Origin of the sequence: Mycobacterium sp. GA-1841 (genome assembly GCF_001954135.1) — a bacterium.
Lineage (GTDB): Bacteria > Actinomycetota > Actinomycetes > Mycobacteriales > Mycobacteriaceae > Mycobacterium.
In genome coordinates, this window is record NZ_MBEQ01000123.1 from 21,147 (window position 1) to 34,661 (window position 13,515).

10 protein-coding genes are annotated in these 13,515 nt (G+C 66.0%); 4 read left to right on the top strand and 6 right to left on the bottom strand.

Features of this window, described 5'->3' with window-relative positions:
• The first annotated feature begins 64 nt into the window (after positions 1–64).
• Complete coding sequence (locus A5740_RS27865) at positions 65–901, top strand: LLM class F420-dependent oxidoreductase (RefSeq protein ID WP_076199648.1); 837 nt, start codon at positions 65–67, stop codon at positions 899–901.
• A gap of 379 nt (positions 902–1,280) precedes the next feature.
• Here the strand turns inward: A5740_RS27865 and A5740_RS27870 are convergent, their stop codons facing one another.
• Genes A5740_RS27870 through gltB form a run of 3 tightly spaced genes read right to left on the bottom strand, consistent with a single transcriptional unit; the run spans position 1,281 to position 8,667 of the window.
• Entirely contained in the window at positions 1,281–2,591 is a 1,311-nt protein-coding gene (locus A5740_RS27870) for a glycosyltransferase 87 family protein (protein ID WP_076199650.1), read from the bottom strand.
• 18 nt (positions 2,592–2,609) lie between these two features.
• Positions 2,610–4,076 carry a glutamate synthase subunit beta gene (locus A5740_RS27875; protein WP_076199652.1) on the bottom strand — a complete coding sequence of 489 codons (1,467 nt, stop codon included), beginning with the start codon at positions 4,074–4,076 and terminating at the stop codon, positions 2,610–2,612.
• Entirely contained in the window at positions 4,069–8,667 is a 4,599-nt protein-coding gene (gene gltB, locus A5740_RS27880; protein ID WP_076199666.1) for a glutamate synthase large subunit, read from the bottom strand. The genes A5740_RS27875 and gltB overlap by 8 nt, the downstream gene beginning before the upstream one ends.
• A gap of 573 nt (positions 8,668–9,240) precedes the next feature.
• On the opposite strand from gltB, the gene A5740_RS27885 reads away from it, so the two are divergent.
• Both A5740_RS27885 and aqpZ read left to right on the top strand, forming a co-directional pair.
• Entirely contained in the window at positions 9,241–10,041 is an 801-nt protein-coding gene (locus A5740_RS27885; protein ID WP_076199654.1) for a hotdog fold thioesterase, read from the top strand.
• Positions 10,042–10,222: 181 nt separating this feature from the next.
• Positions 10,223–10,996 carry an aquaporin Z gene (gene aqpZ / locus A5740_RS27890; protein WP_076199668.1) on the top strand — a complete coding sequence of 258 codons (774 nt, stop codon included), beginning with the start codon at positions 10,223–10,225 and terminating at the stop codon, positions 10,994–10,996.
• 34 nt (positions 10,997–11,030) lie between these two features.
• Here aqpZ and A5740_RS27895 read toward each other — a convergent pair whose 3' ends face one another.
• The 3 genes from A5740_RS27895 to A5740_RS27905 all read right to left on the bottom strand — a co-directional run bounded on the left by A5740_RS27895 (position 11,031) and on the right by A5740_RS27905 (position 12,916).
• Positions 11,031–11,582 carry a Dps family protein gene (locus tag A5740_RS27895; RefSeq protein WP_076199656.1) on the bottom strand — a complete coding sequence of 184 codons (552 nt, stop codon included), beginning with the start codon at positions 11,580–11,582 and terminating at the stop codon, positions 11,031–11,033.
• A 68-nt stretch (positions 11,583–11,650) separates the two neighbouring features.
• Entirely contained in the window at positions 11,651–12,550 is a 900-nt protein-coding gene (locus tag A5740_RS27900; RefSeq protein WP_076199670.1) for a DNA-3-methyladenine glycosylase, read from the bottom strand.
• A 9-nt stretch (positions 12,551–12,559) separates the two neighbouring features.
• Complete coding sequence (locus tag A5740_RS27905) at positions 12,560–12,916, bottom strand: DUF427 domain-containing protein (RefSeq protein WP_076199672.1); 357 nt, start codon at positions 12,914–12,916, stop codon at positions 12,560–12,562.
• A 25-nt stretch (positions 12,917–12,941) separates the two neighbouring features.
• Between A5740_RS27905 and A5740_RS27910 the strand changes: the two genes are divergently transcribed.
• Positions 12,942–13,403 carry an SRPBCC family protein gene (locus A5740_RS27910; RefSeq protein WP_076199658.1) on the top strand — a complete coding sequence of 154 codons (462 nt, stop codon included), beginning with the start codon at positions 12,942–12,944 and terminating at the stop codon, positions 13,401–13,403.
• Positions 13,404–13,515: the final 112 nt, after the last annotated feature.

The following is a 13,515-nucleotide window of genomic DNA, read 5'->3' on the forward strand; positions in this document are numbered from 1 at the left end:
TACGTAATCAGCACCGCTCGGATTCCCAGGAATGAATCAGCGGACGCGACTAGTTTCGGATGACGTGCGCTTCGCCTTCAAAACCTCACCGCAGAACACCACGTGGGCCGACATGCTTGCCATCTGGAAAGCTGCCGACACGATCGACGTCTTCGAATCCGGCTGGACGTTCGATCACTTCTATCCGATCTTCTCCGACTCGTCAGGCCCCTGCCTGGAGGGCTGGACGACGCTGACCGCGCTGGCCCAAGCCACCGAGCGATTGCGGGTCGGCGTGCTCGTCACCGGCATCCACTACCGCCATCCGGCGGTGCTCGCGAACATGGCTTCCGCGCTCGACATCATTTCCAACGGTCGCCTGGAACTCGGGATCGGCGCCGGCTGGAACGAGGAGGAATCCGGCGCCTACGGCATCGAACTGGGCTCGATCAAGGAGCGCTTCGACCGGTTCGAGGAGGCCTGCGAGATTCTCAAGGGCCTGCTGAGCCAGGAGACGACGACGTTCGACGGCAAGTTCTACCAGCTCAAAGACGCGCGCAACGAGCCCAAGGGCCCGCAGCAGCCCCATCCGCCGTTCTGCATCGGCGGCAGCGGCGAGAAGCGCACGCTGCGTATCACCGCGAAGTACGCCGATCACTGGAACTTCGTCGGTGGTCCACCCGAGGAATTCGCTCATAAGCGCGACGTCCTCGCCGCGCATTGCGCCGATATCGGTCGGGACCCGAAGGAGATCACCTTGTCGGCGCACGTGCGCCTCGGCGAGGACCGCGATTACCAGAAGGTGGTCGACGAGGCCGCCGCACTGGGCGCCGAGGGCCTGGATCTGGCGATCATCTATCTGCCGCCGCCGTACGACCCCGCGGTGCTGGAGCCGTTGGCCGAAGCGCTCCGGGGCAACTGAATTCCCGCAGGTGCAGTGAAAGCAAATACGCTGGGCGGCCGTCGAGGCCGCCCAGCGTAACCGTTCGATATCCCCTAAATGCCGAAGCGAAGTAGCTCGTCGGCAGTGACCAGGCGTTCCTGTTTGGCCGGGAACTCGCGGCTCTTCATCGGATGACGGAACAATGACCAGGCAATTCGACCCATCCGTGACCGACTTATCGGGTTGATGTACACGGTGATCACTCCTGCGACTAACTGGTAGCTGTACCCGTAGTTCTACGTTACCGCAGCACTCTCACCGAGTCATTAGATACCGGACAACCGGCAAACAGTGTGAGCCACGCCGCACAAAAATATGCTGTTTTTATTGAGGCTGATGTGACTGATGTGATTACACGCTACGTGCGCGCCAGCTCCTCGTCGAGGAACTCCGGCGGGTAGTCGTCGATGTCGTCCGGCGTCATGGCGGTCTGGCCGGTGTCGTCCCGCTGCGGCGTCGTGCTCAGCCGCAACCAACTGACCGCCGCGATCATGAAACATCCGAACACCAGCGGATACCACCCACTCGCGAGCTGACCGACCCAGAACCGGCGCAGGTCCAGATAGTTCCAATAGACGCCACTGAAATACATGGTGGTGTGGTTGTGGGCGGGCCGGTGCAACGTCCACATGAAGGTCATCGCGAACAGACCGACGGCACGACACATCCAGCCGGCTGTCCACGGTCGCTGTGTCGTCGACGCTTTCGCCACGAGCCAGAAGATCGCCGGGGCGAACCACACCCAGTGCGCCGCCCAACTGAACGGCGACACCGCACAGCCCAACAAGCCCACCAGCACGACCGCCAGCGCCCGTTCTCCTCGCCGGTGCGCCCACGCGGCCACCGTGAGACAGACACCAACCACTAACAGGCTCAACGCAATCCACAGCCACTCCGGCCGAAGGTCCGGTGCGAAGTAGCGGGCGAGAAAGCCGTTGATCGACTGGTTCGCCAGATGATCGATACGACTGATGTGCGACGTGTCCCCGAGGTGACTCCAAAACCAGGCGCTGTCGCGCGGCAGGAGCGGCCAGGTCAACGCCGCCGTTGCGGCGAACGTCGCTGTGGCCGTGACCGAGGCGCGCCACTGCCGGGTGACGAGCAGATACGGCAGGAACACGAGTGGGGTGAGCTTGATGCCCGCGGCCAAACCCAGTCCGATCCCTCGCCACCGGGCGCCGCTGGGGCGCAACAGATCGAGCATCACCATCGCCATGAGCACGATGTTGATCTGCCCCCACCACAACGTGGCCTGCACGGGTTCGACGTCGATGACGACCACGGCAAGTGCCGTACTCGTCACGCCCAGCCGAAAGTCCGTCCGTACACCGGCCAATTGCAGGATGCGCCACGCGATGAGGGCCAGCAGGCCGATCGACACGGCCAGCAGAACGAACTTGGCGACGTCGAAACCGAGCCAGGCCAACGGCGCCAGGATGAACGTCGCGAACGGCGGGTACACGAACCAGGCACCGCGCAGCGCCGGTTCCTGGTACAGGCTCCTACCATCCCAAGAAGCGTGTACCGCAGCGCGATACGTGTCCAGGTCGAAGTTGTTGCCCGTCAGTCCGTAGAACTGCGCACTGAACGGCACCAGGTGGTTGTGCACGACCAGCGCCAGGACAGCGATCAACACTGTCCCTGAGACGACGCGACGTCGCAGCCTCATCCGCCTGCCGCAGCGCCCTTACCGCTGCGGCGCAGCCGTCGGCTTGATCGGCGCGGGCAGCGCGGTCTTGCTCATCAGGTAGCGGTCCACACCGGCGGCGGCAGCCCGACCCTCTGCGATTGCCCACACGATCAACGACTGCCCACGGCCCATGTCGCCGGCGACGAACACACCGGGCACCGAAGTCTGGAAGTTGTCGTCGCGCTTGACGTTTCCGCGGTCGGTCAGCTCGACACCGAGGTTGGTCAGCAGGCCTTCCTTCTCCGGACCCACGAAGCCCATGGCGAGCAGCACCAGATCGGCCTTGAGTTCGAAGTCGGTCCCTTCGACCTTCTCGAACTTGCCGGCATTCATCTTGACCTCGTGCGCCCGCAGCCCGGTGACGCGACCGTCGGCGCCGGTGAATTCCTCGGTGTTGACCGAGAACACGCGCTCGCCGCCCTCTTCGTGAGCCGAGGACACCCGGAACATCAGCGGGTAGGTCGGCCACGGGGTCGAGTCCGCTCGGGTCTCCGGCGGTCGCGGCATGATCTCGAACTGGTGGATGCTGGCCGCGCCCTGACGGTGCGAGGTGCCCAGGCAGTCCGCGCCGGTGTCGCCACCGCCGATGATGATGACGTGCTTGTCCTTGGCGGTGATCGGCGGCTGGCCGTCGGGGCCCAGGACGTCGTCGCCGAGCTGGACCCGGTTGGCCCACGGCAGGAACTCCATGGCCTGGTGGATGCCGTCGAGCTCGCGGCCCGGGATCGGCAGATCACGCCAGGCGGTGGCACCGCCGGCCAGTACGACGGCGTCGTAGTTCAGCCGCAGCTGCGCCACCGTGATGTCGACGCCGACGTTGACGCCGGGGCGGAACGTGGTGCCTTCGGCTGCCATCTGTTCCAGTCGCCGGTCGATGTGGCGCTTTTCCATCTTGAACTCGGGGATGCCGTAGCGCAGCAGTCCGCCGATGCGGTCGGCGCGCTCGAACACCGTGACGGTGTGGCCGGCGCGGGTGAGCTGTTGCGCCGCGGCCAATCCGGCCGGTCCGGACCCGACGACGGCGACCTTCTTACCGGTCTGCACGTCGGGCATCTTCGGGACCACCCAGCCCTGGTCGAAGGCGTTGTCGATGATCTCGACCTCGACCTGCTTGATGGTCACCGGGTCCTGGTTGATGCCCAGGACGCACGACGCCTCGCACGGGGCGGGGCACAGCCGCCCGGTGAACTCCGGGAAGTTGTTGGTGGCGTGCAGCCGCTCGATCGCGTCGCGCCACCGGTCCCGGTACACCAGGTCGTTCCACTCGGGGATCAGGTTGCCCAGCGGACAGCCGTTGTGGCAGAACGGGATACCACAGTCCATGCATCGTGACGCCTGGTCCTGCAGAGTCTCGTGGGAGAAGTCCTCGTAGACCTCTTTCCAGTCCTTCAGCCGCAGCGGCACCGGCCGCCGAGGCGGGAGTTCGCGGGACGTGTGCTTGAGGAAACCGCGTGGATCAGCCATTGGCGGCCGCCATGATCGCGTCGTTGACATCCTCGCCGGCCTGTTCGGCCTCGGCGATCGCGGCCAGCACGCGCTTGTAATCGCGCGGCATGACCTTCACAAAATGCTTCAACGCTCCATCCGTTCCATCCCAGGAGTCCAGGACCCGTTGTCCCACAGCCGAATCTGTGGCGTCGACGTGGGCCGCAATAAAGTCGCGCAGCCACACTGCGTCTTCCGCATCCGACGCCTCCATGGCCTCCAGCTCCACCATCTCGCTGTTGAGGTTCTCGGCCAGCACACCGGCCGGGTCGTAGACGTAGGCGACACCGCCGGACATGCCCGCCGCGAAGTTGCGGCCGGTGGGCCCGAGGATGACGACCTTGCCGCCGGTCATGTATTCGCAGCCGTGATCGCCGACGCCTTCGACGACCGCGTGGGCGCCGGAGTTACGGACCGCGAACCGCTCGCCGACCTGGCCGCGCAGGAACGCCTCACCGCTGGTGGCGCCGAACAGGACGACGTTGCCCGCGATGATGTTGTCCTCGGCAGCAAATTCGGCCGGTGCTTCGTCGGCCGGACGCACCACGATCCGACCGCCGGACAGGCCTTTACCGACGTAGTCGTTGGCGTCGCCGTAGACCCGCAGCGTGATGCCCTTGGGCACGAACGCACCGAAGCTGTTACCCGCCGATCCGTCGAAGGTGATGTCGATGGTGCCGTCCGGAAGCCCCTGCCCGCCATAGACCTTGGTGACCTCGTGGCCGAGCATGGTCCCCACGGTGCGGTTGACGTTGGTGATCTTCGTCGAGAAACGAACCGGCGAGCCGGAATCCAGAGCTTCGCGGCTCTGCACGATCAACTGCTGATCCAGCGCCTTGTCCAGACCGTGGTCCTGACGCGAACTGCAGTACAGGTCCTGGTTCATGAACGCCGACTCGGGCTCGTAGAGCACCGGCGACAGGTCCAGCTTGTGGGCCTTCCAGTGCTCGGCGGCCTGGGTGGTGTCCAGCGCGCCGACCTGGCCGACCATCTCGGTGATGGTGCGGAAACCCAACTCCGCCATGAGCTCGCGGACTTCTTCGGCGATGAACATGAAGAAGTTCTCGACGAACTCGGGCTTGCCGTTGAACCGCTCACGCAGCACCGGGTTCTGGGTGGCCACACCCACCGGGCAGGTGTCGAGGTGGCAGACACGCATCATGATGCAGCCCGAGACCACCAGCGGCGCTGTGGCAAAACCGAATTCCTCGGCACCGAGCAGCGCGGCGATCACCACGTCGCGGCCGGTCTTGAGCTGACCGTCGACCTGGACCACGATGCGGTCGCGCAGCCCGTTGAGCAGCAGCGTCTGCTGCGTCTCGGCCAGGCCCAGCTCCCATGGCGCACCGGCGTGCTTCATCGAGGTGAGCGGGGTGGCTCCGGTGCCGCCGTCGTGGCCGGAGATCAGCACCACGTCGGCGTGGGCTTTGGAGACACCCGCGGCGACGGTTCCGACGCCGTTCTCGCTCACCAACTTCACGTGCACGCGAGCACTGGGGTTGGCGTTCTTCAGATCGTGGATCAGCTGGGCGAGATCCTCGATCGAGTAGATGTCGTGGTGCGGCGGCGGCGAGATCAGGCCGACACCGGGGGTCGAGTGCCGGACCTCGGCCACCCACGGGTACACCTTGTGCCCCGGAAGCTGGCCACCCTCACCGGGTTTCGCACCTTGGGCCATCTTGATCTGGATGTCGGAGCAGTTGGTCAGGTAGTGGCTGGTCACGCCGAACCGGCCGGACGCCACCTGCTTGATGGCGCTGCGGCGCCAGTCGCCGTTCTCCTCCGGCTCGAAGCGGTGCACGCTCTCGCCGCCCTCACCCGAGTTCGACCGTCCGCCAAGGCGGTTCATCGCGATGGCCAGGGTCTCGTGGGCCTCCGCCGAGATCGAGCCGTAGCTCATGGCGCCGGTGGAGAAGCGCTTGACGATCTCGGAAGCCGGCTCGACCTCGTCGATCGAGATCGGCTGGCGGACACCGTCACGGAACTTCAGCAGACCGCGCAGCGACGCCATCCGCTCACTCTGGTCGTCGACCAGAGCGGTGTACTCCTTGAAGATCGAGTACTGCCCGGTGCGAGTCGAATGCTGGAGCTTGAACACGGTGTCCGGGTTGAACAGGTGGTACTCGCCCTCGCGGCGCCACTGGTACTCGCCGCCGACCTCGAGCTCGCGGTGGGCGCGCTCGTCGGGACGGTCCAGGAAGGCCAATGAATGGCGGGTGGCGACGTCGGCGGCGATGTCGTCCAGGTCGATCCCGCCCACCGGGCAGCTCAGACCGGTGAAGTACTGGTCGAGCACCTCCTGGGAGATGCCGATGGCCTGGAACAGTTGCGCGCCGGTGTAGGAGGCCAGAGTGGAGATGCCCATCTTGGACATCACCTTGAGCACGCCCTTGCCCGCGGCCTTGACGTAGTTGGCTTTCGCTTGATCGCTGTTGATGCCGCTGATCACGCCACGGTCGACCATGTCTTCGATCGACTCGAAGGCCATGTAGGGGTTGATCGCGGCGGCGCCGAAGCCGCACAGCATGGCCATGTGGTGCACCTCGCGGGCATCACCGGCCTCGACCACCAGGCCGACCTTGGTGCGGGTGCGCTCGCGGACCAGGTGGTGGTGCACGGCCGCCACGCTCAGCAGCGACGGGATCGGCGCCATGGTCTCGTTCGACTCGCGGTCGGACAGCACGATGATGCGGGCGCCTTCGCGGATCGCCTCCGACACCTTGGCGCGGACGTTGTCCAGCGCTTCCTTGAGGCCCTGGCCGCCCCGGTTGACCGGGTACAGGCAGCGGATCACCGCGGCACGCATGCCGTGTTTGCGGCCCCGGACCTCATGGTCGGGGTCGACGCAGATCAGCTTGGACAGGTCGGCGTTGCGCAGGATCGGCTGGGGCAGCACGATCTGGCGGCAGGATTCCGGTCCCGGGTTGAGCAGGTCGCCCTCGGGTCCGATCACACCCTGCAGGCTGGTGACCACCTCTTCGCGGATGGCGTCCAGCGGCGGGTTGGTGACCTGGGCGAACAGCTGCTGGAAGTAGTCGAACAGCATTCGCGGGCGGGCCGAGAGGATCGCGACGGGGGTGTCAGTGCCCATCGAGCCGAGGGCCTCGGCGCCGGTCCGCGCCATCGGCGCCACCAGCAGGTTCAGCTCCTCGTAGGTGTAGCCGAAGATCTGCTGACGCAGCACCACGCGGTGGTGTGGCATCCGCACGTAGTCGCCCTGCGGCAGCTCGTCGAGCGGGAACAGGCCCTGCTCGACCCACTCCTGGTACGGCTGTTCGCCGGCCAGTTCGGCCTTGATCTCTTCGTCGGAGACGATGCGGCCCTGCGCGGTGTCCACCAGGAACATGCGGCCGGGCTGCAGCCGGAGCTTCTTGACGACGGTGGCCGGGTCGAGCGGCAGCACACCGGCTTCGGACGCCATCACGACGAGGCCGTCGTCGGTCACCCAGATGCGGGAGGGTCGCAGGCCGTTGCGGTCCAGCACGGCGCCGATCACGGTGCCGTCGGTGAAGCACACCGAGGCCGGGCCGTCCCAGGGCTCCATCAGCGAGTCGTGGAACTCGTAAAACGCCCGGCGGGCGGGATCCATGGTCTCGTGGCGTTCCCACGCCTCCGGGATCATCATCAGCACGGCGTGCGGCAGGCTGCGACCGCCGAGGTGCAGCAGCTCGAGTACCTCGTCGAACCGCGCGGTGTCCGAGGCCCCGGGGGTACAGACCGGGACGATCTTGTCGAGCCCGTTCTCGCCGAACAATTCGGTGCGGATCAGCGCCTCACGGGCGCGCATCCAGTTCTCGTTGCCGGTGACGGTGTTGATCTCGCCGTTGTGGGCGATGCGCCGGAACGGGTGGGCCAGCGGCCAGGACGGGAACGTGTTGGTGGAGAAGCGGGAGTGCACGATGCCCAGCGCACTGGTCATCCGCTCGTCCTGCAGGTCCAGGTAGAACGCCTTGAGCTGCGGGGTGGTCAGCATGCCCTTGTAGACGAAGGTCTGACCGGAAAGGCTTGGGAAATAGACCGTTTCGCGGCCGGGACCATCCTGACCCGGGCCCTTGGTGCCCAGCTCATGCTCGGCCCGCTTGCGCACCACGTACGCCTTGCGTTCCAGGTCCATGCCCGAGGCGCCGCCGATGAACAGCTGCCGGAACGTCGGCATCGCGTCGCGCGCCAATGCGCCGAGCGAGGAGTCGTCGGTCGGCACCTCACGCCAACCCAGCACCTGCAGGCCTTCGGCCTCGACGATCTTCTCCACGGATTCGGCGGCCGTGTTGGCGTCGCGCGACGACTGCGGCAGGAACGCGATACCGGTGGCGTAGCTGCCGGCTTCCGGCAAGGTGAAGTTGACGACCTCCCGCAGGAAGGAGTCCGGGACCTGCAGCAGGATGCCGGCGCCGTCGCCGGTGTTCGGCTCGGCCCCCTGGGCACCACGATGCTCCAGGTTCACCAGGGCCGTGATGGCCTTGTCGACGATGTCTCTGCTGCGGCGGCCGTGAATATCTGCCACCATTGCCACGCCGCATGCGTCATGTTCGTATGCGGGGTTGTACAGCCCGACTTTTCTGGGCGCCATTCCCACCTTGCCCTTCAACACGCTTCTATGAAGCTTTACCGCGCCGGCAATAGGCCGGCTCGGCGTTGGTGGCCTCCGTGCAGCACTGGACGACGGCTATGTATCCCCACGCCATAAGTGAAGAAAACGATAAGGCAAAAACCGCAGTAGATGCCAACTTAGCCAAGCCTAACTATACTGGTGGGCTGCCTTCGGGCCGTCTGCGACGGCCGTGCCGGCACGTATTGAATCCCTTTGCCGCCCTTGGGGTTTCCACCACGCGCCGATAGGTACCGCTCGGCCCTCGCCGCGGCCGGGCGCCACCCGCAGCGCTAATCTAGTTTGCTAGAAAAATCACACGCATCCGTTATAGTGCTGTTATATTACCCAATTTTCTTTGCAGGAAAGCCTAGTCAGATTCTTAGAATTGCATGGTCGGCGTCCCCGGGCCCGGCGGGACGGCCAGAGGAACCCCGTCCGAGCCGTAAACCTTTGTTCACCAACGGTTCTGCTTCATGTATCGCCGATACGGCCAGCACCGCCATACCCCCGGGGGGTAGACGACCGTCACGGTAGGCGTAACTGTTGACGGCGATGCACTATCCGCTGAACACCCCGTTGGGCCGCATGGGCGTACAAACCCTGGAAGAAGGCCCGGACCGCTGCGTGGCGTCGATACCGGTCGGCGGCCTGCTGAACCCGCTGACCGGTCTTCCGACCGCCGCGCCACTGGCCATGCTGGTCGACCACGTCGGCGGCTTGGTCAACCACTATCGCCGCGCCGACGACGAGTGGACGGTGTCCAGCGAGCTGGCACTCGAGCTCACCCCTCATGCGCTGGAACTCGCCATGGCCCGGCCGGATGAGCCGGTGGTGGCCACCGGACGACCCGTCGGCCCCAAGGGCACGGGTTCGTTGGGACTGTGCGAGCTGACGCACGGCGATCAGGTGGTCGGTACGGCGACCGTGCGTTCCTTCCATATCCACGCACCCGGTCACCTCATCGAATGGCCCGCCGATTCGACCGAGGGCATCCCGCCCGCATCTCTGGCCGATCGGATGTCGGTCGAGGTCGCCGAGACCGGCGGCCGCGCGACGGTGTTGCGTCAGCTGTCCGACCCGGTCGTCAACAACAGCATCGGCGTCGTGCACGGCGGAATCTCGGCTGCCGCACTGGAACTCGTGGGCTCGGCTTCGCTCGGCGACGCCGCCGGGGCACTGTGGCGCACGGCGTCGCTACGGGTCAACTACCTGCGGCAGTTCCGCGGTGGCAGCGAATCCCGTTATGAGGCAAGTCCGTTGCGGGTGGGGCGCAGCTCGGGAGTCGCCGACGCGCAGGCCATCGGGGATGACGGCGCAGTGGCGCTCATGGCGAGGCTGACCGCGTACCGCTGAGTCGCATTGCGCCGAAGCAGTTCTGGTGTCGAGAGCAGTTCTGGTGTCGGGTCAGTTTCGATGCTGCTACGAAAATATCGATCTGCCAACGATTCGGCCACGACGATCGCGCCACCCTCCGATGGCATGTGACGCTCCGGTCAGTGCATGTCCGACCGACCCGAGTGCGGAGGAGTTCACCATGAGTAAGCCCGCAATGCGACACCGCTTGGCGGCCGAGTTCATCGGGACATTCTGGCTGGTCCTTGGCGGTTGCGGTAGCGCGGTCTTCGCCGCGAAGGTGGTCTCTGACGGCATCTCCGTGGGGATCGGATTCCTCGGGGTCGCGCTGGCATTCGGCCTGACGGTGCTGACCGGCGTGTACGCCTTCGGCACCCTCTCCGGCGGCCATTTCAATCCGGCGGTCTCACTCGGCGCCGCGTTGGCCCGCCGCATCGAATGGGCAGCCCTTGTGCCGTATTGGATTTCGCAGGTGCTCGGCGGTCTGCTGGCCGGCCTGGTGATCTATGTGATCGCCAGCGGAAAGGACGGATGGTCGGCCACCGGCAACATGGCGGCCAACGGCTACGGCGAGCACTCCCCCGGCGGGTATTCGCTGGCCGCGGTGTTGCTCGCCGAGGCAATACTCACCGCGATCTTCCTGTTGGTCATCCTCGGTTCCACCGACGACCGCGCGCCGAAGGGCTTTGCGGGGCTGGCGATCGGGCTCACGCTGACGCTGATTCACCTCGTCGCGATCCCGATCTCCAACACCTCGGTCAACCCCGCCCGCTCCACGGCTGTCGCATTCTTCAACGGCAACGGTGCACCGGCGCAGCTGTGGGCGTTCTGGTTGGCCCCCCTGGTCGGCGCCGCCATTGCCGGCCTGGCCTATCCGTTCCTGTTCGGTGTAGCCGAGAAACTGGCCGAACGCCCGGTGCGCGAGGATGCGTTGGATCGGGAGGACGGCCGCTAGGCCAGGCCGGCGGGCCGAATTCACCGCTGACCAACTAGGCGCTCTTGCGTCGCGCCTTACCTGCCGCACCCTTCTCGGTGGGTGCGCCCTCATGGGCCAGCTGGCCGCCGGCGCTCTCCAGGTGAGCGCGCACGAACCACTGGAACTTTTCCAGCTCGGCGGCGTGATCGATGAGGATGTCCTGGGTCACCGGGTCGAGCTTTTCGAGCTTCTCGATCCCGTCGCGGGTGTCTTCGATGACCCCGTTGTACACCAGGTCGAGAGCGGCGAGGTGGGCCTGCACGGTGTCGCGTCCCACCGAGTAGTCATCCCAGGTGCGGTCGGCGACAATGGCGCCGGGGGTGCCCTTCGGGGACTGCCCCAGGGCGGCGATCCGCTCGGCCACCTCGTCGGCGTAGCCCCGGACCAGCTCGACCTGCGGGTCGATCATCTCGTGCACCCCGATGAAGTTCGGCCCGACGACGTTCCAGTGGATGTGCTTGAGCGTCAGGTGCAGGTCGTTGTAGGTGCTGAGTTGCTTCTGCAGCAGCTTGGCGGTCTCAGCGCCCTGCTTGTCGGTCATGCCGGGGATGGTGAACGCGGTCATTGCGGTTCCTTTCGGTTCACGTTCGGTCGCGTCCCGGGTACCCGACATCCCCGTCGGGCAATCACGATCTACAGCACACGCAGGTTCGGTATCGCCTGCCGCGCACCGAAACGCGGATTGTGGGCCAGCCCACTGGCTTCCAGCAGTCGCACTGCGCGCTGGCGGTGCGGGCGCAACGGTTCGAGCAGTTCCACCATCTCCGCGTCGTCGATCGGTCGGCCGAGCAGGGTGCGTCCCACCATGGTCGACAGGTGGTAATCCCCCACGGAGAGGGCGTCGGCGTCGCCGAACGCGCGCTGCACGGTTTCAGCCGCGGTCCACTCGCCGACTCCCGGCAGGGACCGCAGCGCGGTCACGGCCTTCTCAGCCGTCAGCCGTTCCAGGGAATCGGCGCGTCGGGCACATCCGACGATGGTGCGGGCCCGGCCTGGATCCACGTTGGCCCGGTGGTACTCCCACGATGGGATGCGTCTCCAGACGTCCGGACTCGGCATCACGCGCATCCCGGCGGGGGCCGGACCGGGAGCCGGCGCGCCATATTTCGTCACCAACCGCCGCCAGGCCCACCACGCGTCCATGCCCGAGACGCGTTGCTCGATGATTGCGGGCACCAGTGCCTCGAACACCCGTCCGCTGCGCCCGAGCCGCAGGTGCGGCACCCGACGATGTGCCTCGGCGATCGTCGGCTCCACCGGGTCGAACCCGCTGACATCGTCCTCCGCGCCGATCAGCGCCGGAAAGCCATCAAGGAATTCCGCGCCACCGGGTCCCCATGCCTCGCAGTCCACCGTGTTGGGCGACGCGGTGCTGATTCGCGCGGTGACCGGGCCACTCGTCATCAGGCTGGTGCGCCAGATCGCGCCGTCGACCTCGGTCCGCTGGCAGGGGTTCCCGCTGCTGCGACGCCATGGCGCGAGGGTCAGACCGACGCTGGCCGGACCGTCGAACACGACGCTGGTGGAGGGCACCACACCAGGCTAGGTCAGGGTGATGTCGGCCTTGTCGGGGTAGAACGCGAGACGCCCGGCGATGCCGGATACGGCCGGGTACGGCTGTTCGTACGTCCAGATCGCGTCGTCGATCCCGCCGACGTGGTAGTAGTTGGCCTCGCCCTTGAACGGGCAGTAGGTCGTGGTATCGCTGCGGGTCAGGGTCGCGATGACGTCCGCGCGCGGAATGTACTGGACCGCGGGGTAGGTCGATTCCTGCAACGTGAGCGCGTCGTCGGTTTCGGCGACCACCTCACCGTTGACCCGCACCGTGACGTGACGGCCGGTGGGTGTGACGGTGATGGGATGGAGGGCGTTGGGTTTGAGTATGGGGCGTTCGGTCATACCCCATTCAACATACGATCGGCCCATGAATGCTCCCGCTCCCGTGAAAGCCACCGTATCGATCGCCGCCGATCCCGCCGCGGTGTACGCGCTCATCACCGATCTACCCACTTTGGCATCGCTGGCCGAGGAGGCTCACGCGATGGAATGGCAGAAGGGCAACTCGGCCAGTCCCGGTTCGGTGTTCAAGGGACACAATCGCAATGGCGCCAAGAGCTGGTCCACTACGTGCACCGTCACCGACGCCGAGCCGGGCAAGGCGTTCGCCTTCGATGTGAAGTCACTGGTGTTCCCGGTCGCGCACTGGCGGTACGACATCGCCGCCAGCGACGGTGGCTGCACGGTTACCGAATCGACCTGGGACCGCCGCGCTGGCTGGTTCAAGAAGATCGCGGGGTTGGCCACCGGGGTCTCCGATCGTGATGGTGCCAATGCGGAGCACATTCGGCTGACCCTGCAGCGCCTCAAGGAGCGCGCCGAGGGCTGATGCCTCCCGTCAGAACGGGGGTGGTGGTCCGTATTCCTCGGTGAGCCAGATTTGGTATTGGCGTTCGACGTCGAGGGCGTTGTTGATTTCGGCGCGCAGGTGGCGTTCGTTC

Excerpts from the sequence above, each read along its gene's own strand:
- A5740_RS27885 (WP_076199654.1), top strand. The coding sequence starts at position 9,241 with ATGCACTATCCGCTGAACACCCCGTTGGGCCGCATGGGCGTACAAACC.
- A5740_RS27875 (WP_076199652.1), bottom strand. The coding sequence starts at position 4,076 with ATGGCTGATCCACGCGGTTTCCTCAAGCACACGTCCCGCGAACTCCCG.
- A5740_RS27910 (WP_076199658.1), top strand. The coding sequence starts at position 12,942 with ATGAATGCTCCCGCTCCCGTGAAAGCCACCGTATCGATCGCCGCCGAT.
- aqpZ (WP_076199668.1), top strand. The coding sequence starts at position 10,223 with ATGAGTAAGCCCGCAATGCGACACCGCTTGGCGGCCGAGTTCATCGGG.
- A5740_RS27895 (WP_076199656.1), bottom strand. The coding sequence starts at position 11,582 with ATGACCGCGTTCACCATCCCCGGCATGACCGACAAGCAGGGCGCTGAG.
- gltB (WP_076199666.1), bottom strand. The coding sequence starts at position 8,667 with ATGGCGCCCAGAAAAGTCGGGCTGTACAACCCCGCATACGAACATGAC.
- A5740_RS27905 (WP_076199672.1), bottom strand. The coding sequence starts at position 12,916 with ATGACCGAACGCCCCATACTCAAACCCAACGCCCTCCATCCCATCACC.
- A5740_RS27870 (WP_076199650.1), bottom strand. The coding sequence starts at position 2,591 with ATGAGGCTGCGACGTCGCGTCGTCTCAGGGACAGTGTTGATCGCTGTC.